The sequence below is a fragment of the Mesorhizobium sp. WSM4844 genome, assembly GCF_055811775.1.
This window is the reverse complement of record NZ_JBVVQB010000056.1, coordinates 14,856-41,233: the sequence shown is the minus strand read 5'-3', so window position 1 is coordinate 41,233 and position 26,378 is coordinate 14,856. Positions and strand designations below refer to the sequence as shown.

The 26,378-nt window shown below is 62.9% G+C and carries 26 protein-coding genes and 1 tRNA gene; 15 read left to right on the top strand and 12 right to left on the bottom strand.

Translation table 11 applies throughout. From position 1 onward, the window contains the following. Positions 1-118: 118 nt before the first annotated feature. Entirely contained in the window at positions 119-994 is an 876-nt protein-coding gene (gene gluQRS, locus AC0L2A_RS29630; protein WP_473611817.1) for a tRNA glutamyl-Q(34) synthetase GluQRS, read from the bottom strand. 91 nt (positions 995-1,085) lie between these two features. On the opposite strand from gluQRS, the gene AC0L2A_RS29625 reads away from it, so the two are divergent. Further along, positions 1,086-1,727, top strand: a complete 642-nt coding sequence (locus AC0L2A_RS29625) for a DNA-3-methyladenine glycosylase family protein (RefSeq protein ID WP_473611815.1) — start codon at positions 1,086-1,088, stop codon at positions 1,725-1,727. Positions 1,728-1,955: 228 nt separating this feature from the next. Next, positions 1,956-2,513 (top strand): HNH endonuclease, encoded by a 558-nt coding sequence (locus AC0L2A_RS29620; protein WP_023797250.1) that lies wholly within the window; start codon positions 1,956-1,958, stop codon positions 2,511-2,513. Positions 2,514-2,676: 163 nt separating this feature from the next. Here the strand turns inward: AC0L2A_RS29620 and AC0L2A_RS29615 are convergent, their stop codons facing one another. After that, on the bottom strand, positions 2,677-3,195 hold the full coding sequence (locus AC0L2A_RS29615; protein ID WP_419697156.1) for a disulfide bond formation protein B: 519 nt from the start codon (positions 3,193-3,195) through the stop codon (positions 2,677-2,679). A gap of 92 nt (positions 3,196-3,287) precedes the next feature. Next, positions 3,288-3,875, bottom strand: a complete 588-nt coding sequence (locus AC0L2A_RS29610; RefSeq protein WP_473611814.1) for a YqaA family protein — start codon at positions 3,873-3,875, stop codon at positions 3,288-3,290. Between the two features lie 287 nt (positions 3,876-4,162). On the opposite strand from AC0L2A_RS29610, the gene AC0L2A_RS29605 reads away from it, so the two are divergent. Continuing rightward, a tRNA-Leu gene (locus AC0L2A_RS29605) sits at positions 4,163-4,247 on the top strand. Positions 4,248-4,382: 135 nt separating this feature from the next. On the opposite strand, the gene AC0L2A_RS29600 is transcribed toward AC0L2A_RS29605, so the two are convergent. From AC0L2A_RS29600 to secA, 5 genes are all read right to left on the bottom strand, one after another. Beyond that, on the bottom strand, positions 4,383-6,023 hold the full coding sequence (locus AC0L2A_RS29600) for a P-loop ATPase, Sll1717 family (RefSeq protein ID WP_473611813.1): 1,641 nt from the start codon (positions 6,021-6,023) through the stop codon (positions 4,383-4,385). Between the two features lie 673 nt (positions 6,024-6,696). After that, entirely contained in the window at positions 6,697-7,305 is a 609-nt protein-coding gene (locus tag AC0L2A_RS29595) for a hypothetical protein (protein ID WP_473611811.1), read from the bottom strand. Positions 7,306-7,847: 542 nt separating this feature from the next. Next, positions 7,848-9,128 carry a GNAT family N-acetyltransferase gene (locus AC0L2A_RS29590; RefSeq protein ID WP_473611810.1) on the bottom strand — a complete coding sequence of 427 codons (1,281 nt, stop codon included), beginning with the start codon at positions 9,126-9,128 and terminating at the stop codon, positions 7,848-7,850. Beyond that, positions 9,128-10,528, bottom strand: coding sequence for a lipopolysaccharide biosynthesis protein (locus tag AC0L2A_RS29585; protein WP_473611818.1), 1,401 nt, complete (start codon positions 10,526-10,528; stop codon positions 9,128-9,130). The genes AC0L2A_RS29590 and AC0L2A_RS29585 overlap by 1 nt, the downstream gene beginning before the upstream one ends. 410 nt (positions 10,529-10,938) lie before the next feature. After that, a complete protein-coding gene (gene secA / locus AC0L2A_RS29580; protein WP_473611809.1) occupies positions 10,939-13,671 on the bottom strand; it encodes a preprotein translocase subunit SecA in 2,733 nt (910 codons plus the stop codon). 252 nt (positions 13,672-13,923) lie between these two features. Here secA and AC0L2A_RS29575 point away from each other — a divergent pair, with 252 nt between their 5' ends. Continuing rightward, the gene (locus AC0L2A_RS29575; RefSeq protein ID WP_473611807.1) at positions 13,924-14,856 is read left to right on the top strand and encodes a peptidylprolyl isomerase; all 933 of its coding nucleotides are present in this window, start codon (positions 13,924-13,926) and stop codon (positions 14,854-14,856) included. Positions 14,857-15,056: 200 nt separating this feature from the next. Here the strand turns inward: AC0L2A_RS29575 and AC0L2A_RS29570 are convergent, their stop codons facing one another. After that, positions 15,057-15,698 (bottom strand): TetR/AcrR family transcriptional regulator, encoded by a 642-nt coding sequence (locus AC0L2A_RS29570; protein WP_473611806.1) that lies wholly within the window; start codon positions 15,696-15,698, stop codon positions 15,057-15,059. Between the two features lie 194 nt (positions 15,699-15,892). Here AC0L2A_RS29570 and argJ point away from each other — a divergent pair, with 194 nt between their 5' ends. From argJ to AC0L2A_RS29545, 5 genes are all read left to right on the top strand, one after another. Continuing rightward, positions 15,893-17,134: a bifunctional glutamate N-acetyltransferase/amino-acid acetyltransferase ArgJ gene (gene argJ / locus AC0L2A_RS29565; RefSeq protein WP_473611805.1), complete on the top strand. Its 1,242-nt coding sequence runs from the start codon at positions 15,893-15,895 to the stop codon at positions 17,132-17,134. After that, positions 17,134-17,913, top strand: a complete 780-nt coding sequence (locus AC0L2A_RS29560) for a GNAT family N-acetyltransferase (RefSeq protein ID WP_208602559.1) — start codon at positions 17,134-17,136, stop codon at positions 17,911-17,913. The genes argJ and AC0L2A_RS29560 overlap by 1 nt, the downstream gene beginning before the upstream one ends. Further along, positions 17,910-18,332: a (deoxy)nucleoside triphosphate pyrophosphohydrolase gene (locus tag AC0L2A_RS29555; protein WP_023797288.1), complete on the top strand. Its 423-nt coding sequence runs from the start codon at positions 17,910-17,912 to the stop codon at positions 18,330-18,332. Before AC0L2A_RS29560 ends, AC0L2A_RS29555 begins: the two co-directional genes overlap by 4 nt. Positions 18,333-18,444: 112 nt before the next feature. Then, the gene (locus AC0L2A_RS29550; protein WP_473611803.1) at positions 18,445-18,786 is read left to right on the top strand and encodes a hypothetical protein; all 342 of its coding nucleotides are present in this window, start codon (positions 18,445-18,447) and stop codon (positions 18,784-18,786) included. A 98-nt stretch (positions 18,787-18,884) separates the two neighbouring features. Next, positions 18,885-19,064: a Flp family type IVb pilin gene (locus AC0L2A_RS29545; protein ID WP_023797290.1), complete on the top strand. Its 180-nt coding sequence runs from the start codon at positions 18,885-18,887 to the stop codon at positions 19,062-19,064. Positions 19,065-19,092: 28 nt separating this feature from the next. On the opposite strand, the gene AC0L2A_RS29540 is transcribed toward AC0L2A_RS29545, so the two are convergent. After that, a complete protein-coding gene (locus AC0L2A_RS29540) occupies positions 19,093-19,995 on the bottom strand; it encodes a methyltransferase domain-containing protein (RefSeq protein WP_473611802.1) in 903 nt (300 codons plus the stop codon). A gap of 53 nt (positions 19,996-20,048) precedes the next feature. Here AC0L2A_RS29540 and AC0L2A_RS29535 point away from each other — a divergent pair, with 53 nt between their 5' ends. Genes AC0L2A_RS29535 through AC0L2A_RS29520 form a run of 4 tightly spaced genes read left to right on the top strand, consistent with a single transcriptional unit; the run spans position 20,049 to position 22,445 of the window. Further along, a complete protein-coding gene (locus AC0L2A_RS29535) occupies positions 20,049-20,834 on the top strand; it encodes a ComF family protein (RefSeq protein ID WP_023797292.1) in 786 nt (261 codons plus the stop codon). 27 nt (positions 20,835-20,861) lie between these two features. After that, positions 20,862-21,131 (top strand): glutaredoxin 3, encoded by a 270-nt coding sequence (grxC, locus tag AC0L2A_RS29530; protein ID WP_473611801.1) that lies wholly within the window; start codon positions 20,862-20,864, stop codon positions 21,129-21,131. A 10-nt stretch (positions 21,132-21,141) separates the two neighbouring features. Next, on the top strand, positions 21,142-22,023 hold the full coding sequence (locus AC0L2A_RS29525; RefSeq protein WP_473611799.1) for a carbon-nitrogen hydrolase family protein: 882 nt from the start codon (positions 21,142-21,144) through the stop codon (positions 22,021-22,023). Continuing rightward, positions 22,020-22,445 carry a DUF1178 family protein gene (locus AC0L2A_RS29520; protein WP_473611798.1) on the top strand — a complete coding sequence of 142 codons (426 nt, stop codon included), beginning with the start codon at positions 22,020-22,022 and terminating at the stop codon, positions 22,443-22,445. Before AC0L2A_RS29525 ends, AC0L2A_RS29520 begins: the two co-directional genes overlap by 4 nt. 4 nt (positions 22,446-22,449) lie before the next feature. Here AC0L2A_RS29520 and AC0L2A_RS29515 read toward each other — a convergent pair whose 3' ends face one another. Beyond that, a complete protein-coding gene (locus AC0L2A_RS29515; RefSeq protein ID WP_473611797.1) occupies positions 22,450-22,935 on the bottom strand; it encodes a MarR family winged helix-turn-helix transcriptional regulator in 486 nt (161 codons plus the stop codon). Between the two features lie 114 nt (positions 22,936-23,049). Here AC0L2A_RS29515 and AC0L2A_RS29510 point away from each other — a divergent pair, with 114 nt between their 5' ends. Then, positions 23,050-23,979 carry a DMT family transporter gene (locus tag AC0L2A_RS29510; RefSeq protein ID WP_473611795.1) on the top strand — a complete coding sequence of 310 codons (930 nt, stop codon included), beginning with the start codon at positions 23,050-23,052 and terminating at the stop codon, positions 23,977-23,979. Positions 23,980-23,998: 19 nt separating this feature from the next. Here AC0L2A_RS29510 and ubiG read toward each other — a convergent pair whose 3' ends face one another. Beyond that, positions 23,999-24,748: a bifunctional 2-polyprenyl-6-hydroxyphenol methylase/3-demethylubiquinol 3-O-methyltransferase UbiG gene (ubiG, locus tag AC0L2A_RS29505; protein WP_091600073.1), complete on the bottom strand. Its 750-nt coding sequence runs from the start codon at positions 24,746-24,748 to the stop codon at positions 23,999-24,001. 358 nt (positions 24,749-25,106) lie between these two features. On the opposite strand from ubiG, the gene AC0L2A_RS29500 reads away from it, so the two are divergent. After that, entirely contained in the window at positions 25,107-26,360 is a 1,254-nt protein-coding gene (locus tag AC0L2A_RS29500) for an aspartate kinase (protein ID WP_091600071.1), read from the top strand. Positions 26,361-26,378: the final 18 nt, after the last annotated feature.

Genomic DNA, 26,378 nt, shown 5'->3' with positions numbered 1-26,378 from the left:
CCCCCCTTGTGGGGGAGATGTCCGGCAGGACAGAGGGGGCGCGAAGGATCGCTACAGAGCACTTTTATTTTGAGCCGTTCGCTGCCAGATCGGCTCGACCTGTCAAAAACGTCTGGGACTAAATCCCAACCAGTCGCCGGACGTCTTCCGGTGATGCGCCGGCCTCGCGCAAGGCGGCAAGGCCGGTATCGGCAAAACTCTTCGACAGCTTTCGTCCGTCCGGGCCCAGGACCAGACGATGGTGGAAGTAGCCTGATTGCGGCAGGCCGAGGAGTTCCTGGAGCAGGCGCTGCACGCCGGTGGCGGAATAGAGGTCCTGGCCGCGCACCACATGGCTGACGCCTTGCAGCGCGTCGTCGACGACAACGGCGAGATGATAGCTTGTCGGGATTTCACGGCGCGCCACGATCACGTCGCCCCAGTCCTGCGGCCGGGCTTCTATCGTGCGTGTCGCGGAAAGGCTTTCATCGGAAAATTCCAGCCATGACAGACCCGCGCCGACGCGCGCCACCGCAGCATCGACGTCGAGCCGCCAGGCGAAGGGCACATTCTCAGCCATTCGTTGCTGGCGTTCGTTCATGGTCAGCGCCTTGTCGACGGCGGGATAGAGCGGCACCCCGTCCGGGTCGCGCGGCCAGTCGCGGCCGCGCCTTTCGCGGTCGGCAATGAAGGCGCGGATTTCGCCACGGCTCATGAAGGCCGGGTAGACGAGTTCCTCGCTGATCAGCCGATCGAGCACCGCCTGATAGTCCGAAAAATGCTCGGACTGACGGCGCACCGGTTGTTCCCAGCCAAGCCCGAGCCATTCCAGGTCGCGAAAAATACCGGCCTCGAATTCCGGTGTGCAGCGCGTCATATCGATGTCCTCGATGCGCAGCAACAGCCGCCCGCCGGTTGCGCTGGCCAACTTTTGATTGAGCAGCGCCGAATAGGCATGGCCGAGATGCAGTTCGCCATTCGGGCTCGGCGCGAAGCGGAATGTCAGGAGTGTCATCGTTCGGCGGCAATCGGGTTGTGCGGCGCTTTCGCCAGTTGCTATTTTGCGCCTGATTACATCTGCCACTTTGCGCCGGGAACAAGCAGACATGCAACGCATCGCCACGCTCGACGACGTCTCGCAAGGGCTCGACGCGCTCTGCCTGCTCGACCCGCGCCTGGAAAAGGTGCGCGGCATGGCCGGCGAGGTGCCGCTTCGGCTGTCCGAGCCGGGGTTCAGAAGCCTTGCCTCGATCATCGTCTCGCAGCAGGTATCCCGCGCCAGCGCCGACGCGATCTTCGGGCGGCTGACAAAACTCGTCGATCCGCTGACGCCGCAAGCCATCCTTGCCGCTGACGAAGCCATCTTTCGCGAAGCCGGACTGTCGCGGCCGAAACAGCGCGGGCTGATCGCCGTCGCCCAGGCGGTGGTCGATGGGCTCGACCTCGATCATCTCTGTTTGCTCGACGCCGCGGAGGCGGTCGCGGCGATGACCAAGGTGTCAGGCATCGGTCCGTGGACGGCGGAAGTCTATCTTCTGTTCGCCGCCGGCCACCCCGACGTCTTCCCGGCACGCGACGTTGCCCTGCAGAGCGCGGTCGGCCACGCGCTCGGCATCGACCCGCGTCCGCCCGAGAAAACGCTGATCAAGCTCGCCGAATCATGGAGCCCGTGGCGCGGTGTCGCATCACGGCTTTTTTGGGCGTATTATCGTGAAACCCGGGGCAGGGACGCCGCGCCGCCTGGCTGAATCCGCAAAAAAGCATGAAAATCATGCATTTTTAGCGCTGCGATTGATCGACAAGCCGCTTCACATCCCTGTCATGTCGGGCTTACAGTATCCGCGCCGACAGGCTACAGCGCCGCGCATCCAGTTGGATGCGCAAAGACGCTGTAGGACTTTTTGAAGCTGCGCATGATCCCTTCCGAAAATCGAACCGATTTCGGGGTCATGCGCTGAACCAAGGAGGTCAATGACGTGACGGTTGCCGTATCTCCGGATGGGCTTCCAGCACTGGTGCTGAACGCGGATTACCGTCCGCTCAGCTATTACCCCCTGTCGCTCTGGTCGTGGCAGGACGCCATCAAGGCGGTGTTCCTCGAGCGGGTCAACATCGTCGCCGAATACGAGCACGCGGTGTCGTCGCCGACCTTCTCGATGAAGCTGCCGAGCGTCGTCAGCCTGAAAGCTTATGTGAAGCCATCGCGGCATCCGGCCTTCACCCGCTTCAACGTCTTCCTGCGCGACCGTTTCCAGTGCCAGTATTGCGGCACGCCGGAGGATCTGACCTTCGACCATGTCGTTCCCCGCCATCGCGGCGGCGCAACGACGTGGGAGAATGTCGTCGCCGCCTGCTCGCCCTGCAATCTGAGGAAGGGCGGCATGATGCCGGCGCACGCCAAGATGTGGCCGCTGCAGAAACCTTTTCAGCCGACGGTGCACGACCTGCACAACAATGGCCGCTTGTTCCCGCCGAACCATCTGCATGAAAGCTGGATGGATTATCTCTACTGGGATGTCGAACTGGAGCCTTGAGATCATTCGATAATTCGGGAGGCTGGCCGTCTGAAGCGATTTTCTGCGCTTCCGGTGCTCACGTACTTTAGTACGCTCCGCTCCGGTTCTCGAAAATCACTTCATACGACTCAGCCTGCCGAATTCTTGAATGATCTCGCGTCGGCCCAAAAGGGTGAAGCGCTCAGTCGCGGGCAAAGGCGCCGCGGAAGGCGATGACGGCCAGGACAAAACTGGCGATGGCGTTCCAGCCGGCCAGCGACAGGCCAAGGATGCGCACGGCCGCCTTGTCGCAGGAGGGCGGGACGAATCTGTCGAGCGCATCGAGCACGCCCTTGCCGCCGGTATCGACCGGACCGGCAGCCGCTGCACAGTCGGTCGGCCCCGGCCACCACGCCCATTCGACACCGGAGTGATAGACACCGAGATAGACGCCGTAGACCATCAGCAGGCCGCCGACGGCCAGCAGGCCGCGTGTCAGCCACGCGGGGGCGCGCAATGTCGACGCAGCCGCCGCCAGCAGCATCAGCGGCACGCCGATGTAATAGGGGGTGCGTTGCTCCAGGCAGAGCTTGCAGGGGATGTAGCCGCCGAGATGCTGGAAGGCCAGCGCTGAGCCGACGGTGGCGGCCATGGCGGCGGCGAGGAACAACGCCGTCCGCATGCGCTGGCGTCCAGGGTCGGCATTCACGGTCGCTGTCATCGATCTGCCGTTCGCCTTGTTGTTGAGCATGATCTTTTCCGAAAGCCGGCGCCCACTTTTTGCTACGCTGACCTTCGGTTCGGGATCATGTTCTAAAACGCGTATTTGGCGACGATATAGAGCGAAATCAGGGCAGCAGCGCCAGCGCCGGCGATCATGCCAAGGCGTTTTTCGATGAACTCGCGGATCGGTTCGCCATAGCGGCGCAGCAGCCAGGCGAGGAACAGGAAGCGGGCGCCGCGCGCTACGATCGCCAGCACGATGAACAGCAGCAAAGGCGTGCCGATGACGCCGGACAGGATCGTCACCACCTTGATCGGCGGCAGATGGGCGAGGCCGGAGGTGATCAGCATCAGGACGATGAATCCGGTGCCCGCCGAGACGCGCAGTGTCTCGAAGTCGTCATACTTGCCGTAGAATTCAAGGATCGGCCGCGCCACCGAGTCATAGGCGTAGTGGCCGATGTACCAGCCGGCTATGCCACCCAGAACGGAGGCCAGCGTGGCGACCAGCGCGTAGCGATAGGCGCGATCCGGCCGCGACAGCGCCATAGGCAGATAGAGCACGTCGGCCGGCACGAGAAACACCGAGCTTTCGACGAAAGCGATGAAGGCCAGCCACCATTCGGCGGATTTCTTCGCCGCCAGCGATAAGGTCCAGTCGTAAAGTCCGCGAAGCATCGGCACTCCTGATGCACGTCGCCCAAAATGCGCAGCGCCTTTGGGACAACAATGCATAAAAACCAAGACCAAAAGCGCGCCAGATGAATCTCTCCAGACGCGACGCGCTTCAATGCGCTGCCTGTCTAGAAAGATTTTTCGCGCCGCACAATGGCCGTAGCTTCACGAAATCGAAAGGCCGCGGCCGAGCGAAAGCCACATGCCCGGAATTGGCCACCCCGATTTGGCCAGTTGACGAACAGGCCCCCAACCGTATAGTCCGCGCCCATCCAGGCCGCCCGGCCTGAGCCCCTATGGCGGAATTGGTAGACGCGCTCGACTCAAAATCGAGTTCCGCAAGGAGTGCTGGTTCGATCCCGGCTAGGGGCACCATTTCCCACCCGAACTGAAGCGGAGCGTATGGGAGCGACGAGGCGCGACTTAGGGTGTCGATGGGGCCCATGCTGGCTTTGGGACGCCACAAGTGCGCCTTGGCAGAACAAACCATCAGGGTCCGCCAATAGGGCGCTACGCACGCGACTTCACGCGAGGCTTTTCATTGATACGGAAAAAGGAGTGCAGCATCTTGACAACTCTAACACCGGTCTCCTCGCCAACCTCTTGTACACCGATGATGGGGCGGCCGCGATGAGAATACATCACGGGCTCATCAGGAGAGAGTTTTAGCCCTATGGCCCCGACCCTGTACAAGACCGCGGCAACAGTCCTCACAAATTGCTTCCGGCTGAACACCGTGTAGGCATCACAGTGGCCCGCTGCCGATCTTGTGAGGGGGTCCGTAGCCGTCTTTCCCTGTCCCACCGCCTCCAGTGCTATGTGGTCAACTTCGGCGTCGTCTAGGCCCGATAGTTTGAACGAGACCTCTTTGGCGCGAAGTATCTCAAGCGTCGCAGCCAAAGATGGAAAGGCAACTCTCCATTCGTCCACCAAGGCTTCATACCTGAATTGAGAGTAGCTAATTTCAGCGGAGTAGACATCGCTTGGCGAGATGCTGCTTTTGTTTTCCGCCACTTTGAAACATTCGTTTACAAACGATATTAAGTCTCTCGGCCGCAAGAGTGTTCGATCCAGTATATAGTCGTATGGTATCTGGCCACGAATTTTATCCGAAAATATGTCATCAAAAAGAACCTGTCGCTGCGGCGAATATTTCCGCCGGAAGGTCAGACCTATGCGCTTGTCAATAAGTTCCTTAAGCTTCTTTTCATCCCATTCTATGGCGACCACATAGTCTCGGAACTTCTCCCTTTGAAATCCGCTGTCCGCGTTTTCTTGGATCGACCTTTCTATCACATCCGACCTAAGGGCCACTATGACCTTCAGGTTTCGTATCGTCCTAAATTTGGTAAGGGCCTCGACAAGCGAGTTAATCATCCGGTATTTCAGGCTATCGTCTATCCACCGCTCATCCAGATGATCCACCAGTATGTAGTAATTGTCATTATCGGTCCGTTCGGCAAGCAGCGCTATAACCCTCGATAGGTCTTGCAGCTGCTCGGAGTTCATGATTTTTCTAACCCGTGCTATATACTCGCTCTTATTCTGTTGGCTTAAGTTTGCGCCGTAGCCTGCTTTTGTTGCGAATTTCGAAATGTCGATGCCCAACTCTGCCAGAAATCGCTTCTCGTAGGTCTGGGTGAATTGGCGAACGTTCTCGTCCATCTCAATCCAAAGACTTCCAGCATATTCGCGAAGGTATTCTATTGCGCGTCCCTTGCTCCTGTCGCCTTTTACGCGATCGATAATCAACGAAAACCAGTTTCGAGACTGTTGCTCATCCTTGATTTTGTAGCGCAACCTAATGAATTCTACCAAAAGCGCATGCTTCCATACGGCCTGGAAGAAAAGGTTTAAATCTGCCCCTATGTCGTGGAGAAACCTTAGTACATCAGAATTCGCGATATGGGTCATCGCCATCTCACTTGGCGATATAAAGGCGGAATTCTTACTTCGTGTTATATACTGGACAATGGCGCTTTTCCCGGACCCAGTTCTTCCCGATAGTATCGAGGCATTCCTTGTGACGTCGAGCGCCTCGGTCAAAGCCGTGTTACCTACAAAACACTCATACAGAAGGTCCTCGTCTTCTTCGGCTGCATTTTTTCCAACTCGGATGTCTCTCGTTATGAGATGATTATTTCGTGCCACTGCCCATCACTCCGCCCAAACGAGCATAATGCACCTGAGCTGTTAGGGGGGGCAACTGTCCCGGTTACTTCCGCACACCCTTTTCACTCCCAGCCGTAGTATCTTGTTTCAAACTGACGGAAAAATCCGAGAGGTCGAACTCGACGGTTGTTGATCGCGCGGACCCCCCGTAGGGTCGGGCTTTCAGGGGAGGGGATGGAATGAGAATACTGGGAATGATTTTGCTCTTGGCTCTTAGCGGCCCGGCATCCGCGGCGGTCTATTTGTCAGACCATGCCAACGCCGCAGCCGATGTGTGGGCCATAGTCACGGACAATCCGGGGGCGGTGGACTGTTGGTTGCTCCGATCCGACATCACCTCCGTTCCGTCGCCTGGGGACGTATGGGCACAGATCACCGACGCTCCCGCCGCTGCGGACAAGTGGGTTATCATAACCGACAACCCAGGTATCGCCGACCCTATAGAATGCCTGATGAGAAAGGACTAGGAACTGTCCGTTAGGGGTTTACTTCTACTAACGGACACCGTGATCAGCGTACATCACGCTAACGGACACCCGAGAGACCTTGAAAGCTCGGTGGGAGGTTATCCCAGGCGCACCCGGGATAACACCAATTGAAGGCCCGGGCCGGTCCTTCCTGATTAGATCGGACTCCGTAGCTCAGGTCGCCCTTACATCGGCCCCGGCACCATCTTGGTCGGCTGCTCCGGCATCGGAAACGCGTAATTGTCGCATTTCACGTCGGGGTTCGTCGGGCTGAACATTCCAAGTGGGTTGTCTTTGAACAGCCAGACGTGAAGATCGTAATGGTAGAACTCCACCGGAATAAGCGGATAATGCCCCTCCATCGGCCCCTGGAACGTCTGTCCAAACAGTTTCGGCGGCTCCTTGGTGTCGGGCGTCAGCGGAACAAGCCATTCCACGGCCACCAGGCGCAAGCCGCCGTCGACCGGCTCATAGATAAGGACATTGGGGCGCGTCGGATCTGGTGTCGGGCTGACGCTCGCGACGTTGACGAAATGAATGCCCATCGCGCCCTTCGGGTAATCCATAGCTCCAGCCACTTTTTCGCCGCTGTAATAAACGCATCCGACCGTCGACAGGTAGAGGTCGCGAATGGCGGCCTTGTAGTCTTCGTACTTCGAAAGCGATTGTTTCAGGGCATCGATCTCGACCTTGCCGGGCTCGGCGGCCTGACCCGCGGCCGCAGTCAGGCAGGCGCCGATGAGGCCAGTCAAAGCGAGAATACTGCGTCGCCTGAAGTAAGTTGTTTTCGTCATGCATTCCTCCCAGTTTTTTTGTTCTGGCCGTGCAGGACTGAGGCGGCAATGATGCTGGTTGCGCGGCCGAGATTATCGCCGATGCTAATCCTTTCCGCTGGTTGGGAGAATTAAACCTGATGACCTAGGCCTTCGACACAGTTCTTCGACCGAGTCTGAAAGGGACTGTGGACGGTCGCTGCCGTCCGGCCTGCAGCTGCCAATTTCCAGCGCTGGTGATTAGCGTAAGCCCCTGCGCCTTCGTCATTCCCGGGCCGGAGCAAGGAGCGAAGCGACGCGGTGGCGCGGTAGACCAGGCGATGGTACTGGATGATGCGCCGCGACCACCAGCCGTCGCTGCCCCTCTCTGCCTTCTCCCCATGTCGGGCCCGAAGGGCGGGCGAGGCCCGTGACTCGCCCCGGGCGATGGATTGGCGCGCAGCGCCAAGACGGTTACTGGACGGAGCGCTGTTGGGTGCCACTGGAGCACCCCCTCATCCGACCTCGCTTCGCGAGGCCACCTTCTCCCACAAGAAGGGGAGAAAGAAGAGCCGCACTTTGCCCTACCGTCGTCCCAGCAAGCTCTTCACCCGGTTGCGCAGCAGGCGCGCCATGTTGCGGGTTTCGCGGTAGAGGTGGATTTGCGACGCCGCCTGGCGGGCGAGGCGGTCGGCGTCCGGCGTCAGGCCGAGGACCAGCGTGCCGATCGGCCGGCGCTCCGTCCATAGCCGGCTCATCACCGGATGGTCGGGCACGGCGCAGGAATCGGTCATCATGATGTTGGGATCGTCGAGATGCTGCCTGGTCACCTCGATCATCAGCAGCGTGCCCGGCGAATAGGCGGCGAGCGTCTCGTCATAGGCCGTCTTCCAGGTGTAGGCGACGCCGGCCTCGACGAAGACGACCAGGCAAGCGATGGTGCGGTCATCGAGCGTCAGTGAATGGATGCGGCACAGGTCCCGTTCGGCCAGCCGGTGCACGGCCTCGCGGGCAAAGGCGGCGCGGTAGCGGTCGATGGCCATGGCGGTGCGCTCGCGGCCTTTCCAGCCGGCGGCCTCGATCGTCAAAAAACGCTCGATGGCGTGGCGGATGTTTTCCGGTCCGCGCGCCACCTGATGCTCCAGCCTGCCCAGGTCGGCGAGGCGGCGCTTCAGGCGGCGGAACTCGCGATAATGGTGCGAGCGCAGCGAGGCCTTCAGATACTCATCGCCGTCGATCTCGCTTTCGAGCATCGGGCGTTCGGCCTTGCCGGTGGTGACCAGCGTCAGGCCACGCGTCTCGGCGACGGTCGCCAGCAGGCTGGCCACCGGGCCGTCGAGCCGGATGTCGGGCAGCACGAAGACTTTTGGCAGCTTGAGATGCGGCCGCGACAGCATCGCGAAGAAATCCTCCATGACGCCGACGGGATCGTCACGGTCGACCAGCGGCGTGCCGATCGGCCCGAACGGGCTCGACCATGTGCGCATCACCCGCACGCCGAGCGGCGTCGCCGGCCGCTCCACCGAGAACGGCACCAGCAAGCGCAGCCGGTTGCGGTATTCGTCGCCGTCGCGGATGACCGCCAGCCGCACCTCGCGGTCTTCCAGTCGCGGCATGGCGGGTGCCAGGAAGCGCGGGTTGAAGAACACGTTGGGCTCGATCGTGCGGGCGCAGAGATAGTCGAGTTCCTCGACCAGGTCGAAGCCGGCGGAGGCGGCGTAAATTGCCAGTTTGCGCTGGGGCCGGCCGTTGGCCAACAATTCGATATGGGCGGGATCGGCTTCGCGGGCGAGCCCGGCGAGGCCCGACACCAGGGCGCCGGCCGGGCCGCCGCTGGTTTCCTCGAGCAACGGGATGGCAGCCATCACGCGGCTCCTTTGGCGGCTACGAAAATGACCATGACGATGCCGAGCCTGCGCCAGACCGTGAAGGACAGCGCGCCGGCTTCGAAGATCATCGCGAAGGCTGTGGCCATCGCCGCGCCCCACAGGCCGAAAAGCGGGATCAGCACCAGATTGAGGCCGATGTTGAAGGCCAGCGTCATGGCGTAGACGGCGGCGCAGATATTCTGGTTGCCGCTCATGGTGAGCAGGCTTTCGCAGGGGCCGACGGCGGCGCGGGCGACGACGCCGAAGACCAGCAGGAACAACAGCGGGTAGCCGGCAACGAATTCAGGCCCGAATAAGCTCAGCATCGGCTCGCCCAGCACCAGCACCAGCAGCGCCATCAACAGCGATGGCCAGAACGTCCACGACACGGTTTCGCGGGCGAAGGCGGCGAGCTTTTCCGGCTCGCCATGGGTGAATTGCGCGTAGCGCTGGGCAACGCCCGCCTTGACCGCAAAATAGACGAAATGCACCAGCGCCAGCGTCTTGACCGTGGCGAAATAGACGGCGACGTCGTTGGGATTCATATAGGCGCCGACCATCAGCACGTCGGCATTGGTGAGCAGGAAGAAGAAGCCTTCGACCAGGAAGATCGGCAGCGACACGAGGAACCATTGCGCGAAATGCAGCTTCCTCGGCCCGGCTGGGATTTTTTTGCCGATGCGCGCAGTGATGCCGATGAGTTGGCCGAGCGTGGTGGCATAGGCAGCGGCGATCGAGGCGAAAATCGCCGTCCTGGCATCGGGCGCAAAGCCGACCAGAAGCATCAGCGCCATCAGCGCCAGGATCAGCACCGGCCGCACCAGGTAAGTCGGCGCCAGCGCAAACAGCGCCCACGAGTTGGCCCGCGCCAGCCCCTGCAGCAGATCGGACATGGCGATCATCGGCATGCAGATGAGGCCGAGAATGAACGGCACGACATAGTAGTTCTCGATAAAGGGCGAGAGCAGCCAGACGCCGAGCGCGCCCAGCCCGGCGATCGTCGTCGAGGCGACCAGCACGAACAGGCGGCTGGTCAGCACGATGCCGCGCAGTTCGGCCAGCATGTTGCGCTCGCGATATTCGGGAATGAAGCGGATGACCGAGGTGTGGAAGCCGAGGCAGGCGAGGTTGCCGACGATGACCATCGTCACCCAGACAAGGACAAAAATGCCATACTCGAACGAGCCCATCCAGCGCGCCATCAGCACCTGGCTGACAAAAGCGATGACGGCGCTGACGATGCGGATGGAAAAGGCGATCAGCGACATGCGGCTGGCTTCGCCGCGCTCGTCGGCGGTGAACAGCACGGCATCGATGCGGCCAAGCAGCGGCTTTGCGCGCAGCGCAAGGCGCTGCGGCAGAAACCGCCCGGCTGTCGTCGCCGCGGAAAAGCGCACCCTGATCACACTCCGTTTTCGGCTTCTTTTCGGGTCTGGGTGTAGTCAAAACACATTAAGAAACGGTTGGGTGGGAGGTGGGAGTGCGTCCTTCTCCCCGTTCACGGCGAGAAGGTGCCGGTAGGCGGATGAGGCGCGGCGCCGGCTTTGTGCCATGTTCACCGTTCGCGGCAGGCCCATTTCCGGTGTCGGCGGGACAGCGCCCCCCTCTCGCCAGCCGACCATCCCCCCACGGGTGGGGAGATTGGCTAATCGTGGGCGTTGGCGTCGCCCCTCATCCGCCCTTCGGGCACCCAGGCCCTTCGCTGTCGCTACGGGCGTTCGTCGTTCGGAAAGCCAAGCAATTGGCTTTCCGTCCGCTTCGCGGACCACTTCTCGCCCCCGTGAATGGGGAGAAGGGAAGTGGGTGCTTACGCGAACGCCCCGTGGCAATGCTTGTACTTTTTCCCTGACCCGCACGGGCAGGCCTCGTTGCGGCCGACCTTGCCCCAGGTGGCGGGGTTTTGCGGGTCGCGGTTTTCGGGGGCGACGGTGGCGTGGGTCTCCTGGCGAACCAGAAGGCCGGTCTCGCCGCCATCAAAATCGTCCTCGCCGGTGGTGCCGTCGAGATGACTGCCGAACATGTCGGGCGCCTCGGGCGGCGGCGCTTCGGCGGCCTGGCGGACCAGCTCGACGCGCATCAATTGCGCGGTGACGGCCTGGCGCAGATTGCCCAGCATCGCCTGGAACAGCTCGAACGCCTCGCCCTTGTATTCCTGCAGCGGATCGCGCTGGGCGTAGCCGCGGAAGCCGACGACCGAGCGCAGGTGGTCGAGGTTGACGATGTGCTCGCGCCACAGATGGTCGAGCGTCTGCAGCACCACGGAGCGCTCGACATAGGCCATCACGTCGGGGCCGAAGCGCTCTGCACGCTCCTTGGCAGCGGTCCCGGCGGCCTGGCTGATGCGCTCGCGGATGTCGTCCTCGGCAATGCCCTCTTCCTTGACCCAATCCTCGATGGGCAGGTCGAGATTGAGGAATTCGGCGACCTCGGCCTTGAGCCCGGCGACGTTCCACTGCTCGGCATAGGCGTTTTCGGGAATGGCCTTGGCGACGACCTCCTCGATGACGCCCTCGCGCATTTCGGCGATGGTCTCGGACAGGCCTTCACCGTCCATCAGCTCGAGGCGCTGCTCGAACACCACCTTGCGCTGGTCGTTCGAGACGTCGTCATATTTCAGCAGGTTCTTGCGGATGTCGAAGTTGCGCGCCTCGACCTTCTTCTGCGCCTTTTCCAGCGCCTTGTTGATCCAGGGGTGGATGATCGCCTCGTCTTCCTTGAGGCCAAGCTTCTGCAGCATGCCGTCCATGCGCTCGGAGCCGAAGATGCGCATCAGATCGTCCTGCAGCGACAGGAAGAATTTTGAGCGCCCGGGATCGCCCTGGCGGCCTGAGCGGCCGCGCAACTGGTTGTCGATGCGGCGCGATTCATGGCGTTCGGTGGCGAGCACGTAGAGGCCGCCGGCGGCGAGCGCCTTCTCCTTCAGCCGGGCGACGTCGTCGCGGATGGCCTTTTCCCTGGCGTCGCGCTCGGGGCCGGCCGGCATGTCGCCAAGCTCCTCGGCGATGCGCATGTCGGCATTGCCGCCGAGCTGGATGTCGGTGCCGCGGCCGGCCATGTTGGTGGCAATGGTAATGGCGCCGGGTTTACCCGCCTGGGCGACGATCGCCGCCTCACGCTCATGGTGGCGGGCGTTCAGCACCTCGAAATCGGCAAAACCTTCCTTGCGCAGGCGTGCGGCCAGCAGCTCGGATTTCTCGATCGAGGTGGTGCCGACCAAGGTAGGCTGGCCTTTTTCGCGGGCTTCCTTGATCTCCCTGACGATCGCCTTGTACTTCTCCTCGACGGTCCGGTAGACCTCGTCGTCCTCGTCAATACGGATGACCGGCAGATTAGTCGGGATCTCGGTGACGTCGAGATTGTAGATGTTGGCGAATTCCTCTGCCTCGGTCAGCGCCGTGCCGGTCATGCCGGCGAGCTTCTTGTAGAGGCGGAAATAGTTCTGGAAGGTGACGGAGGCGAGCGTCTGGTTCTCCGGCTGGATCGCCACATGCTCCTTGGCCTCGAGCGCCTGGTGCAGGCCTTCCGAATAGCGGCGGCCCGGCATCATGCGGCCGGTGAATTCGTCGATGATGACGATCTCGCCGTTGCGCACGATGTAGTCCTTGTCCTTCTGGAACAGCTGGTGCGCCTTGAGCGCATTGTTGACGTGGTGGACGATGGCGACGTTCTCGACGTCGTAGAGCGACTCACCCTTGAGCAGGCCGGCGTCGCGCAAAAGGTTTTCCAGCTTCTCGGTGCCGTCCTCGGTGAAGATCGAGGTCTTCTGCTTCTCGTCGATCTCATAGTCGGCCGGCTCGAGCTTCAGCATGAAGGCGTCGATGGTATTGTACATTTCCGAGCGGTCCTCGAGCGGACCGGAAATGATCAGCGGCGTGCGCGCCTCGTCGACCAGAATGGAATCGACCTCGTCGACTATCGCGTAGCTATGGCCGCGCTGCACCATCTGGGCGCGCTCGTATTTCATGTTGTCGCGCAGATAGTCGAAGCCGAGCTCGTTGTTGGTGGCGTAGGTGACGTCGGCGGCATAGGCGGCGTGGCGTTCCTCGTCGGACAGGCCATGGACGATGACGCCGACCGTAAGGCCGAGGAATTTGTAGACGCGGCCCATCCATTCGGAGTCGCGTGTGGCAAGATAGTCGTTGACGGTGACGACATGGACGCCTTTGCCGGCGAGCGCGTTGAGATAGACGGGCAGCGTGGCGACCAGCGTCTTGCCCTCGCCGGTGCGCATCTCGGCGATGCCGCCATTATGCAGCACCATGCCGCCGATCAGCTGCACGTCGAACGGGCGCATGCCGAGCACGCGGCGCGCCGCTTCGCGCACGGTGGCAAAGGCCGGCACCAGGAGATCGTCGAGACTGGCGCCGTTGGCGACGTCCTGGCGGAATTTTTCCGTGCGGGCCGTCAGTTCGGCGTCGGAGAGCGCCCGCATCTCGTTTTCCATGGCGTTGATCGCTTCGACGCGCGGTCGGGTCGACTTGACCCGGCGATCGTTGGAGGAGCCGAAAACCTTACGGGCGAGACCGCCAAAACTGACCATTCAATGGTCCTTTCGATAGCATTCCAAGTCGTTGCGACGGGTGCCGGCCGGCCCCATCAAATCCACGTGAAACGCGGACAAACGCAAAAAGCGCCCGGAAAACGGTTCTGGACGCAAAGTCGTTGGACAGATAAGAGGGGGCTCAATCGATGTCAACGGCGCGCTGGCCCTGACGACCGTGCCAAATTCCGCCACAATCCGGCTGGTCTGGAAGCCATCCCGCCCTAGCTATCCCCCATTGGAGTTAATTGTATGTCCTTATTGTTCCGCCGCGCGTCGCTCGCCAGCCTTGGCCTGGCATTCGGGCTGACGGCGCTGTCGCTGTCGCCAGCGATGGCGCAGGACACCGCGCCCGCCCAACCAGCCCCCGCCCAACCGGGCGCACCCGCCCAGCCGGCCGCGCCGGTCGATCCGAACGCCGTGGTCGCCACGATCAACGGCCAGTCGCTGACCGAGGCCGACCTTGCGCTTGCCGAAGGCGAGCTGTCGCAGCAGTTCGCGCAGATGCCGCCCGAACAGCGCCGCGCCGCAGCCCTTTCGGCAGCGATCGAAATCAAGGTCATGGCCGCCCAGGCGATCACCACCGGCCTCGACAAGGATCCCGACTTCCAGCGCCGCATGGCGTTCCTGCAGCAGCGCGCCCTGCATGGCGAAATGGTCGAGAAGGATGTCGTCGGCAAGATCACCGATGCCGAGGTTCGCGCCCGCTACGACCAGGAAATCGCCAACACGCCGCCGGCCAACGAGGTCCATGCCCGTCACATCCTCGTGAAGACGAAGGACGAGGCCGATGCGATCATCAAGCAGCTCGATGGCGGCGCCGATTTCCAGAAACTCGCCAACGAGCACACCAGCGATCCGAGCGGCAAGACCAGCGGCGGCGATCTCGGCTGGTTCGGACCCGGCCAGATGGTGCCGGAATTCGACAAGGCGGTGTTCGCGCTGGCGGTCGGCAAGTACACCGAGCAGCCGGTGCAGTCGCAGTTCGGCTGGCACGTCATCCAGGTCGAGGACAAGCGCGCCAAGCAGCCGCCGGCCTTCGACCAGGTCAAGGATCAGGCCCGCCAGGCAGTCATCCGCGACAAATACATCGCGCTGGTCAAGTCGCTGCGCTCCCAGGCCAAGGTCGAGATCCCGGACGAGAAGCTGAAGAAGACGGTCGACGCGCTGGAAAACACCAAGTAGGCGAGGGCAAGCAGGGCAGGCGGTTCTTCCCTTCTCCCCTTGTGGGAGAAAGGTGGCCGAGCGAAGCTCGGTCGGATGAGGGGTGTTCCAGCTTGACACCGACAGCGCTCCGGCCAACACCCCTCAACCGTCTTGGCGCTGCGCGCCAATCCACCTTCTCCCACAAGGGGAGAAGGAAGAAGGGCGGCGCCGAGATCGCCCTATCCTACGATGCGTCGACGCCTTGAACGCTGCCGGATCGCGGGCGGCGCGTTCGCCGGTGAAGCTATGCCCTTCAACAGATAGCCAACCGCCTTGCGCAGCGTCGTTTCGTCTTCGTCGAGGCGATTGGTCAAAAGATGCGTCCAGGCAAACGAGGCGACCAGGTCGGCGACGAGCGTGGAATCGACGTCGGCCGCGACTTCGCCTCTTGCCTTGGCGCGTTCGATCATCTGGCCGGAATGGGCATGGCGTCCTTTGGTGTATTCGGCAAGCACGGCGGCCACGGTCGCGTCCGACTGCGCCTCGGCGATCAGCGATCTGAAGATGCTGCCTGACGACGTTTCGCGCCAGTGCGAGAACAGGCTTTTGAGGAAGCCGACGAGATCGTCCTCGAGGTTGCCGGTATCGGGATAATCGACGCGCTTTAGCCGCTGATAGACGTCGAACAGCAAGGCGGCCTTGCTCGGCCACCAGCGATAGATTGTCGGCTTTCCCGCACGCGCCCGCCGCGCCACCGCTTCGATCGAGAAGCCGGAATAACCGGCCTCGACCAGAACTGCCTCGGCGGCGTCGAGAATGGCGTCGGCGCTGTCGGGGTTGCGCCGCGCGCCGATCGACCTGCGCCCCCGATCCAGCCCCATCCTGTTTTCCTTCGATGCTTTTTCGTCGGCAGATCGTACACGCTCTCGCGACGAAACGAAACGGTCCGTTTCGCGCAACTGAACGTTTCGTTTCGATGAGAAAGGGCATGTGCCCAACATCAATCGCCCTTGCGCCGGCGCCCGCTATCGGGCAAACCGGCGTTCCCCTTGCGTTTTTCCCGCCCGAGGTCCTCATGTCAGCCACGATTTCGCCGCTCGCGCCGAAGAAATATCCCAAAATGCCTGACATCGAGGGCGTCCGCATCGCCACAGCCGAGGCCGGGATAAAGTACAAGAACCGCACCGACCTGCTGACCATGGTCTTCGATGCCGGCACCACGGTCGCCGGCGTTTTCACCAAGTCGAAATGTCCGTCGGCGCCGGTCGATTTCTGCCGGCAGAATCTCGGGCAGGGCAAGGCGCGCGTTCTGGTCGTCAATTCCGGCAACGCCAATGCCTTCACCGGCAGCAAGGGCCGAGCCTCCACGGCAACGACCGGCGAGGCTGCGGCCAAGGCTGCGGGCTGCACGCCGGACGAGGTGTTTCTGGCCTCGACCGGCGTCATCGGCGAGCCGCTCGATGCCGGCAAGTTCGGCCATTTGCTCGCCGGACTGGTCAAGGACGGCAGGCCGGACTTGTGGACCGAAGCCGCCAAGGCGATCATGACCACCGACACCTATCCGAAACTGGCGACCGCGACGGTAAAACTCGGCGACGCCGACGTCATCATCAACGGCATTGCCAAGGGCGCCGGCATGATCGCGCCCGACATGGCGACGATGCTCTCCTTCATCGCTACCGACGCGCCGATCGCAGCCCCCGTGCTGCAGGATCTTTTGTCGCGCGGCACCGCCAAGACGTTCAATGCGGTCACCGTCGACAGCGACACCTCGACCAGCGACACGCTGCTGATGTTCGCCACCGGCACGGCCGCCCGGCGCGGCGCGCCTGATATCACGAATGCCGGCGATGCGCGCCTCGGCGCCTTCCGCCGCGCGCTCGGCAAGGTGCTGAAAGCGCTGGCACTGCAAGTGGTGCGCGACGGCGAGGGCGCGCGAAAACAGGTCGAGGTCACCGTGACCGGCGCGAAATCGGCCCGCTCGGCCAAGCGCATCGCGCTGTCGATCGCCAATTCGCCGCTGGTCAAGACGGCGGTCGCCGGCGAAGACGCCAATTGGGGCCGCGTCGTCATGGCCGTCGGCAAGGCCGGCGAACCGGCCGACCGCGACCTTCTGTCGATCTGGTTCGGCGACACCAGGCTGGCGCATCAGGGCGAGCGCGACGCCGCCTACTCCGAGGAGGCGACGTCGGCCTACATGAAGCGCGACGAGATCCGCATCCGTGCCGATATCGGCATCGGCCGCGGCAAGGCGACGGTGTGGACTTGCGACCTCACCAAGGAGTATGTCGCCATCAACGGCGATTATCGGAGTTGATGGCATTGGTTTCCAGACATCCGGCAAGCGTGCTTGCCATCGTGCGCCGCTACGAGGCGGCCGGCTTTCGCGCCTGGCCGGCGGCGGCCGTGCATTATGACGGCACCTGGGTGGTGCGGCTGACGGCGGGCCATCCGGCCAAGCGGCTGAATTCGGTCAACCCGCTCGATCCGGGTGACATCCAGCACATTGCCGATCGCATCGGCCGCGCCAGCCGCCGTTTCGACGCCTATGGCCGGCCGCTGACCTTCCGCATATCGCCGCTGTCGGGGCCGATCCTTGCCAAACATCTCGACAGCGAGGGCTGGAGCACATTCGACGAATCGCTGGTGATGCGGCTGCCGCTGGCGGACGCCCAGCTCGATGCCGCCATGGACCAGATCCCGCTGAAGGACATCAGCCGCTTCATCGGCGCGGCGCTCAAGGTAAGCGGCTCGGATGTGTCGCTGCGGCCGGGCCTGTCGGAGATCATCGGCGCCATCCAGCCGGAAGCCGGGCTGTTCGCGCTCGAAGACGGCACCGAACCGCTGGCGACGCTGATCTGCGTCCATGACGGCGATCTTGCCGGGCTGTTCGAGATCGCCACCGACAGATCGGTGCGCAACCAGGGCCATGGCCGCCACCTCATCCTGTCGGCGCTGAAATGGGCACGGCTGCGCGGCGCCCGGGAAGCCTGGCTGCAGGTCGAGGCCGACAACGCGCCGGCGCTGGCGCTCTATCGTTCGCTCGGGTTCGACGAAGTCTATCGCTACCATTATCGCCGGCCGCCCGGCGCATGACCGGCCCGCACCCTGTCGGCAAGCGCCTGCTCCTGGTCGCAGCCTGCGCGCTGGTCGATACCGACGGCCGCGTGCTTCTGGCGCAGCGCCCCGAAGGCAAGCAGCTGGCCGGCCTGTGGGAGTTTCCGGGCGGCAAGGTCGAGCCCGGCGAGACGCCGGAAGAATGCCTCATCCGCGAATTGTACGAGGAGATCGGCATCGAAACCGATATTCCCTGCCTGGCGCCGTTCACCTTCGCCAGCCATTCCTACGATGATTTTCACCTGCTGATGCCGCTGTTCGTCTGCCGTCGCTTCCGCGGCATTGCGCAGCCGAAGGAGGGGCAGGTGCTGAAATGGGTGAGGCCGCGCCAGATGCGCGATTTTCCGATGCCGCCGGCCGACGCGCCGCTGATCCAGTTCCTCATCGATCTTCTGTGATTTTGCCCTCCGAGACCTAGACAACGTTAATGGAAGATTTATCTGGCCGTGAAAAAATGACGCCAGAAATCGAAGGAAGGTCATGTCCAGGCCTTCGCCGGAGGGCGGTTGCATGAGCCTCGACAGGGACTGGGATTCGATCCGACCCGACCGCAGCTTTAAGGCTGCCGGCATGGGAATATTGCGGATCACGCTTTTGTTCGGCTCAGCCGCGGTGGCGCTGGCCCTGATCGCCACGCCCTTGCTCGACAACCGGACGCGATCAGCCCGCGACGATTTTGCCGGCGGCCTCGACAGGATGAGCACAGGGTCGGTTGAAAGCACGGGTTCGATTGGGAGCACGGGCTCGACCGGCCGTCGTGATACCTACACGCTGCGCAGGAGCGTGCTGCAGCCGCTGCCCACTTCGATCTGCGTGATACGCGACAATGGCCAGCGCAGCGGCGACTGCTGACACCGGCCAAAGCGGTGCTTTCATCGCCTGTTAAGCCTGTGTTATTAACCTTTCTTAACAGGTCCGCGCTAGGGTTCCGGCAAGCGGGATCGACGGCCATGAAAACATTGCTGCAACGATTTTGGGAAGACAAGACCGGCGCGACGGCTGTCGAATATGGGCTGATCGTGGCCGTGCTGTCGCTTACCATCGTAGGCGGCGTCGGCAAGGTCGCCGACGCAATCACGTGGCTGTTCAGCGACAATGCCAGCAAGCTTGTGAAGGCTTTCGCGCAGTAACCGACCAGCCGCGTCCATAATAAACCGGTCAGCGCCGGCCGGGATTTTCCAGGATTGTCTTCAGCGACAGTTTTGCCGAGCCCGGTTTCAGCGGTTTTTGCTGCGAGGCGTCGGGCGCCCAGCCTGACATCCAGACGATCGGAAAACTCGCCCTGACGCGGCCATCGGCATCCGAAAATCGTTCGGCATAGATTTCGGCGGCGCGGGCAAACAGCTTTCGTGTGGCCGGTCGCCTGCTGCGGTCGATGAGCGCGCTGGTCTCGCCCATCGCCCGCAGGTCCGCCATCAGGCCGAACAGGGAATCGTAGCGCACCGTCACCGTCTCGACATCGGCGACGGGCAAGGCCAGACCGGCGCGTTGCAAAAGCGCGCCGGCGTCGCGCACATCGGTGAACGGGATGACGCGCGGGCTGGCGCCGCCATAAAGCTCGGTCTCGGCGGCGAGCAGGCATTCGCGCAGCTCGGAAAGCGTGCCGGCGCCGGCAAAAGCGCCTAGGAAAAGACCGTCCGGCTTCAGTGCGCGGCGGATCTGCACCAGCATGCCGGGAATGTCGTTCATTGCCTGAAGCGACAAAAGCGACACCGCGAGGTCGAGGCTTTCCGGCTCGAACGGCACGGTTTCCAGCGGCGCCACCAGTCCCGCGGCATCGCCCCCCGCTCCATCGCCCCCCGCTCCGTCACCCAGGAACGCCGCATCCGCCTCGACGCGCACGATGTCCGCCACCTTGCCGCTTGTCGCGAGCACGTCGACCGCCGCCGGCGTCTGGCAAAACAGGACGGCCGCCCTGTCGAATTTGCGTTCCACCGCGCCCAGCCGGTCGGCGAGTTCCTCGGCGGCCCGACGCATCAGGAAGTCCGCGCCGGCAGCCGGGCTGGCGAGGGCCCGGCGCTTGTGCGCCAGCCAGAGAGAGGTATCGACTATAGGTTGCAACTGACAGTTCCTGGTTTCCGCACTCTGATATAGGGTGGCGGAGAAAGAACCACGTGGCCGATCCAATGCCGGATATCAAGAGTGTCGCTCGAAAGGCGTTGGACTGGCCGGCGCGCATCCTGTTTCCGCCGGTTTGCGCCGGTTGCCGACGGCATGTCTCGCAGCCCGGCGTGCTGTGCGGCGCCTGCTGGCCGAAACTCAGGCTTCTGGAGCGGCCATGGTGCCCTGTGATGGGCACGCCGTTCACCCATCACATGGGCGAGGGGTTCCTGTCGGCCGAGGCGATCGCCGACCCGCCGCCCTTCGAGCGGGCACGGGCCGCGGTCGCTTACTCCGGTGTCGCCCGCCAGATGGTGCAAGGGTTGAAATACCAGGACCGCACTGATCTGGCGCCATGGATGGCTCGCTGGATGCTGCGCGCCGGTGCCGAACTGATCGCGGAAGCCGATGTGGTCGTGCCGGTGCCGCTGCACTGGCGGCGCTTTTTCAGGCGTCAGTTCAACCAGTCGGCGGAACTGGCAAGGGCGGTATCGCAGCTTGGCGGGCTGCCTTTTGCGCCCTCCGCGGTCAGGCGCGTCAAACTCACCCGCCAGCAGGTCGGGCTGGAGCGGCGGGAACGCGAGGAGAATGTGCGTGCCGCCTTCAGAGTGCCGGAGGAGGCCGAGATCGAGATCGCCGGCCGCCGGGTGCTCCTGATCGACGATGTCTATACCACCGGCGCCACTGTCCGCGCCGTCGCCAAGGCGCTGAAGAAGGGCGGTGCCGGGACGGTCGACGTGCTGACCTTTGCGCGCGTGCTGCCGGGGGACTTTCGGGCTGACGAGTCCGCGACTATATAGATTGGGAAAAGGCAGGATTGCTGACCGATGGTCGACGTGACGATCTATACACGGATGATGTGCGGCTATTGCGTGGCGGCCAAGCGGCTGCTCGAGCGCAAGGGTGTCGCCTACACCGAGCATGACGCCTCCTTCTCGCCGGAACTGCGCCGGGAAATGATTTCCCGCGCGCATGGCCGCTCGACCTTTCCGCAGATATTCATCGGCGATACGCATGTCGGCGGCTGTGACGATCTCCACGAACTGGAGGCGGAGGGCCGGCTGGACCGTCTGCTCGCCAATGGCTCGACAAATTGAGGACATGACGATGGGTGCTTTCAAGGCGGCGGCGATCCAGATGCGTTCGGGCACCAGCCCCGAGCGCAACGCGGTTGATCTGGAGCGGCTGGTGCGCGAGGCCGCGGGCCAGGGTGCGACCTATATCCAGTCGCCGGAAATGACCGGTGCGCTGGTCCGCGACAGCCAGGCGCGGGCCGCCGCCTTCACGTCCGAGGACAAGGACATCATCGTCTCGACCGCGCGAAAGCTGGCGAAAGACCTTGGCGTCTTCCTGCAGATCGGCTCGACCGCCATCCTGCGCGCCGACGGTAAGCTCGCCAACCGCGCGCTTCTGTTCGGGCCGGATGGCGCGACACTAGCCATCTACGACAAGATCCACATGTTCGACGTCGACCTCGACAATGGCGAAAGCTGGCGCGAATCCGCCGCCTATGAGCCAGGCACCGAGGCCGTCGTCACCGAGATCAGCGGCGCCGGGATCGATGGGGCGAAGCTGGGTTTCGCCGTCTGCTACGATTTGCGCTTTCCGCAGCTGTTCCGCGCCGAGGCGCTGGCCGGCGCTGACCTGCTGTCGGTGCCAGCCGCCTTCACCCGCCAGACCGGCGAGGCGCATTGGCATGTGCTGCTGCGGGCGCGCGCCATCGAGAACGGCGCCTATGTCGTTGCCGCGGCGCAAGGCGGCCTGCACGAGGACGGCCGCGAGACCTATGGCCATTCGCTGATCGTCGATCCTTGGGGCCGTATCGTCGCCGAAGCGGCGCATGACGAACCGGCGGTGATCATCGCCGAGATCGACCCGGCGCAGTCGGCCGCCGCGCGCAAGAAGATCCCGAATCTGAAAAATTCACGCGACTTCGCCGTGAACGCCACTCCGGTCGAGGCGCAAAGTCTCAGGGGTGCGGCGTCTTGATTCGCTTTTCAATGATCTGTGACCACGAGCATGAATTCGAAGGCTGGTTTCGCAGCAACGACGATTTCGACACCCAGAAGAAGCGTGGCTTCGTCGATTGCCCGACCTGCGGCTCGCACAAGGTCGAGAAGGCGTTGATGGCGCCGGCCGTCTCCACCGGGCGCAGCCGAGAAAAGATCGCGCTCGCCATGGGCGAGGCCCAGAAGCAGGCGTTGGCGCAATTGAAGGCGATGGCCGAGAAGGTGCGCGAGAACGCCGACTATGTCGGCGACAAGTTTGCCGAGGAGGCGCGCAAGATCCATTTCGGCGAGAGCGATCCGCGCGGCATCTATGGCGAGGCGACGCTGGAGGAGGCCAAGAGTCTGGCCGAGGACGGCGTCGAATTCATGCCGATCCCAAGTTTCCCCGACGACCGCAACTGACTGACTAGGTTACGCTGCCGATCAATTTCTCAAGCAGGCGAGCAAGTGTGTCCTGTTCGGCGCGCGTCAGGCCGGAAAGTATCTCGTGTTCGTTGGCGACATGGGCGGCAACCGCTTCATCGACCAGTGCCAGCCCTTTATCGGTCAGTTGCACGACAACCCCACGCCGGTCGTTGGGATGCGGCCCGCGTTTGATCAATCCGGATTTCTCAAGCCGGTCGAGCCGATTGGTCATGGCGCCCGACGTCACCATCGTCGCCTCATAGAGGGCGGTTGGCGTCAGCGCGTAAGGTGATCCGGAACGGCGCAGCGTCGCCAACACGTCGAATTCCCCGGATTGCAGTCCGAAACGGGCAAACAGCGGAGCGAGGCGTTCTCGCGCTATCAGCGACGAGGCTTCGTTCAACCGTCCGAGCACGGCCATCGGCGAGACATCCAGGTCCGGCCGTTGTCTTTTCCACTGCTCGATCGCTTTCGCGGCGCGATCCATCTATCTCACCGTTAAATATCTTGATGTCAAGAATCTTTGTATTATCTTAGCTTGAGTCACAGTGCTGGCCAAGGGCCCGCAAAGACGAGAGCCGCAAGGACAATAAGGTTCGTTATGAAATTTCTCTGGGATTCAGCGCTCGGTCTTTTGCTCGTCACCGGCGGCCTGCTCGGCCTGACGCTGCCGTTCGGCAAGATCGCCACGGCGGCCGGCGTTTCGGCCATGGTCTGGGCCCTCGTCATCTCGCTCGGCGCCGGCGGCGTGCTTTTGTGCGTCCTGCTGCTGCGCGGGCAGCGCATCCGGCTCACCCCGCACCGGCTGCGCTATTTCTTCGTCACCGCAGCGGTGTCCTACGCCTTCCCCAATCTGTTGATGTTCTCGGCCATTCCGCATCTCGGCGCCGGCTACACCGGTATCATGTTCACGCTGTCGCCGGTGGTTACACTGGTGTTTTCGATCCTGCTCGGCGTCCGGCGTCCCAATCTGCTTGGGGTCGTCGGCATTGCCGTCGGCTTCGTTGGTGCTGTCATGGTGGCGGTGACGCGCGGCGAGGCTGGCCAGCCGGCCGAATTTTTCTGGGTGGCGGCGGGGCTGCTCATTCCGGTCAGCCTTGCCGCCGGCAATATCTACCGCACGGTCGACTGGCCGCTAGGGACCGGACCGATCGAGCTTGCCGTCGGCAGCCATCTGGCATCGGCCGCGCTGCTTGTTTGCGGCATCTTCACGCTGCAGGGCGGCGGTTCGTTCGCCCTGCTCGCCGGCGTGCCGCTGGTCGTCGTCGGGCAGGTCGCATCAGCCGCGGCGATGTTCGCTTTCTTCTTCCGGCTACAGGCGGTCGGCGGCCCGGTCTATCTCAGCCAGATCGGCTATGTCGCGGCGGCGGTCGGATTGTTTGCCGGGACGATGTTTCTCGGCGAGCACTATCAATTGCTGACCTGGGCCGGCGCTGCCATCATTGTCGCCGGCGTGTTCATCACCACCAAGGCGCAAAGCCCGATCGCCCCGAAGACGCAAAGTCAGACGGGTGAGAAGGTGGCGGCGTGAAAAGGCGTCGTGAGAAAGTTCAGGCGGGTGCCTTCTCTGCCAGAACCATGTAGTTGACGTCCATGTCCTTCGAACGCTGCCAGCGGTCGGCGAGCGGATTGTAGGTGACGCCGGTGCGGTCGATGATGGTCAGGCCAGCGCCGGCAAGCGCCTTTTCCAACTCGTCTGGCCGCACCAGCTTGCCGAACTGGTGGGTGCCGCGCGGCAACCAGCGCAGCACATATTCGGCGCCGATAATGGCCAGACCGAGCGCCTTCAGCGTGCGGTTGATGGTGGCGACGACCATGATGCCGCCGGGCTTGAGCATCTCGCCGCATTTGGCCACGAACAGGTCGATGTCGGCAACATGCTCGACCACTTCCATGTTGAGGATGACGTCGAATTTCTCACCGGCGTCAGCCAGGTCCTCTGCTGTCGTGGCACGGTAATCCACCGTCACGCCGACCTCCGCCGCATGCAACCTGGCCACTTCGATGTTGGTGGCGGATGCGTCGGCGCCGACCACTTCGGCGCCAAGCCGCGCCATCGGCTCGCACAACAGCCCGCCGCCGCAGCCGATGTCGAGGATGCGCAGGCCCTCGAACGGCCGCGCCGCGCGCGGGTCGCGGCCGAAGCGCGCCGCCACCTGGTCGCGTATATAGGCAAGCCGGATCGGATTGAACTTGTGCAGCGGGCGGAATTTGCCGTTCGGATTCCACCATTCGGCGGCAAGAGCGGAAAAACGCTCCACTTCTCCGGCATCGATCGTCGATCGTCGGGGTTCTGGCATCGTGTGGTCTCCCGCAGACTCAAAAATTCAGAGCGCGATCGGGCGCAAAACCGGATACCACTTTTGCTGATCGCGCTCTGGTGCGCTAGGAAGTCGGTCGAGAGCCGGCGAATGTCAAGGCAGCAAATTTCGGCTGTTGCCAGCTGCGCCTCTGCGACAGGCGTTCGGGTAGGCGCGTTGCGTTCGTATGTCGCCTTCGTCGCCTAAGGGGGCAAGCAGGGGGCAAGCGGTGGCACGCCTTGCGAAACCCAAAGCATTTGGCTAAGGAGGCCGCGAATTCAGCGGCTGGCCCAGCCCGACGCTCCGTTTCCATTTTTCGGCCGCCGTTTCGGCACCCAGTCAAAGGCATTTCGCTTCCATGGCGCGCATCGTGATGAAATTCGGCGGGACCTCCGTCGCCGACATCGTCCGCATCCGCAATGTGGCGCGCCATGTCAAACGCGAGGTCGATGCCGGCCATGAGGTCGCGGTGGTCGTCTCGGCGATGGCCGGCAAGACCAACGAGCTCGTGCAGTGGACGCGCGAAGCCTCGCCGATGCACGATGCCCGCGAATATGACGCCGTCGTTGCCTCCGGCGAGCAGGTGACTGCCGGCCTGCTGGCGATCGCGCTGCAGAACATGGGCGTCCATGCCCGTTCCTGGCAAGGCTGGCAGATCCCGATCAAGACCGACAATGCGCATGGCGCGGCGCGCATTCTCGACATCGACGGCGCATTCCTGATCAAGCGCTTCGGCGAGGGCCAGGTGGCGGTGATCGCCGGCTTCCAGGGCATCGGGCCGGACAACCGCATCGCGACGCTCGGCCGCGGCGGTTCCGACACCAGTGCTGTCGCCATCGCGGCGGCGGTCAAGGCAGACCGCTGCGACATCTACACCGACGTCGACGGGGTCTACACCACCGACCCGCGCATCGAGCCGAAGGCGCGGCGGCTGGCCAAGATTTCCTTCGAGGAAATGCTTGAAATGGCCTCGCTCGGCGCCAAGGTCCTGCAGGTACGCTCGGTCGAGCTTGCCATGGTGCACAGGGTGCGTACTTTCGTGCGGTCGTCCTTCGACGATCCCGACGCGCCCGGAATGGGGGATTTGCTCAATCCGCCCGGAACGCTTATTTGCGACGAGGAAGAGATCGTGGAACAGCAGGTCGTCACCGGAATTGCCTACGCCAAGGACGAAGCGCAGATTTCGTTGCGCCGTGTCGGTGACCGGCCCGGCGTCGCCGCCGGCATTTTCGGGCCGCTGGCCGAAGCCAACATCAATGTCGACATGATTGTCCAGAACATTTCCGAGGACGGCAAGTTCACCGACATGACCTTCACCGTGCCGTCCGGCGATGTCGACAAGGCGCTTGCCGTGCTCGAGCGGCTGAAGACCACGATCGGCTACGACGTCGTGCAGTCGGAAGCCGGCATGTCGAAAGTCTCGGTCATCGGCATCGGCATGAGGAGCCATGCCGGCGTCGCTGCCACCGCCTTCAAGGCGCTGGCCGACAAATCGATCAACATCCGTGCGATCACCACATCCGAGATCAAGATTTCGATCCTGATCGACGGTCCCTACACAGAACTTGCTGTTCGCACTTTGCATTCCATCTACGGTCTGGATAAGCAGTAGCAGACTGCTCGGTCCGGA

Coding starts and splice junctions, on each gene's coding strand:
- gluQRS (WP_473611817.1), bottom strand. CDS start 994: ATGACACTCCTGACATTCCGCTTCGCGCCGAGCCCGAATGGCGAACTG.
- AC0L2A_RS29625 (WP_473611815.1), top strand. CDS start 1,086: ATGCAACGCATCGCCACGCTCGACGACGTCTCGCAAGGGCTCGACGCG.
- AC0L2A_RS29615 (WP_419697156.1), bottom strand. CDS start 3,195: ATGACAGCGACCGTGAATGCCGACCCTGGACGCCAGCGCATGCGGACG.
- AC0L2A_RS29610 (WP_473611814.1), bottom strand. CDS start 3,875: ATGCTTCGCGGACTTTACGACTGGACCTTATCGCTGGCGGCGAAGAAA.
- AC0L2A_RS29595 (WP_473611811.1), bottom strand. CDS start 7,305: ATGACGAAAACAACTTACTTCAGGCGACGCAGTATTCTCGCTTTGACT.
- AC0L2A_RS29590 (WP_473611810.1), bottom strand. CDS start 9,128: ATGGCTGCCATCCCGTTGCTCGAGGAAACCAGCGGCGGCCCGGCCGGC.
- secA (WP_473611809.1), bottom strand. CDS start 13,671: ATGGTCAGTTTTGGCGGTCTCGCCCGTAAGGTTTTCGGCTCCTCCAAC.
- AC0L2A_RS29575 (WP_473611807.1), top strand. CDS start 13,924: ATGTCCTTATTGTTCCGCCGCGCGTCGCTCGCCAGCCTTGGCCTGGCA.
- AC0L2A_RS29570 (WP_473611806.1), bottom strand. CDS start 15,698: ATGGGGCTGGATCGGGGGCGCAGGTCGATCGGCGCGCGGCGCAACCCC.
- argJ (WP_473611805.1), top strand. CDS start 15,893: ATGTCAGCCACGATTTCGCCGCTCGCGCCGAAGAAATATCCCAAAATG.
- AC0L2A_RS29560 (WP_208602559.1), top strand. CDS start 17,134: ATGGCATTGGTTTCCAGACATCCGGCAAGCGTGCTTGCCATCGTGCGC.
- AC0L2A_RS29555 (WP_023797288.1), top strand. CDS start 17,910: ATGACCGGCCCGCACCCTGTCGGCAAGCGCCTGCTCCTGGTCGCAGCC.
- AC0L2A_RS29550 (WP_473611803.1), top strand. CDS start 18,445: ATGAGCCTCGACAGGGACTGGGATTCGATCCGACCCGACCGCAGCTTT.
- AC0L2A_RS29545 (WP_023797290.1), top strand. CDS start 18,885: ATGAAAACATTGCTGCAACGATTTTGGGAAGACAAGACCGGCGCGACG.
- grxC (WP_473611801.1), top strand. CDS start 20,862: ATGGTCGACGTGACGATCTATACACGGATGATGTGCGGCTATTGCGTG.
- AC0L2A_RS29525 (WP_473611799.1), top strand. CDS start 21,142: ATGGGTGCTTTCAAGGCGGCGGCGATCCAGATGCGTTCGGGCACCAGC.
- AC0L2A_RS29515 (WP_473611797.1), bottom strand. CDS start 22,935: ATGGATCGCGCCGCGAAAGCGATCGAGCAGTGGAAAAGACAACGGCCG.
- AC0L2A_RS29510 (WP_473611795.1), top strand. CDS start 23,050: ATGAAATTTCTCTGGGATTCAGCGCTCGGTCTTTTGCTCGTCACCGGC.
- ubiG (WP_091600073.1), bottom strand. CDS start 24,748: ATGCCAGAACCCCGACGATCGACGATCGATGCCGGAGAAGTGGAGCGT.
- AC0L2A_RS29500 (WP_091600071.1), top strand. CDS start 25,107: ATGGCGCGCATCGTGATGAAATTCGGCGGGACCTCCGTCGCCGACATC.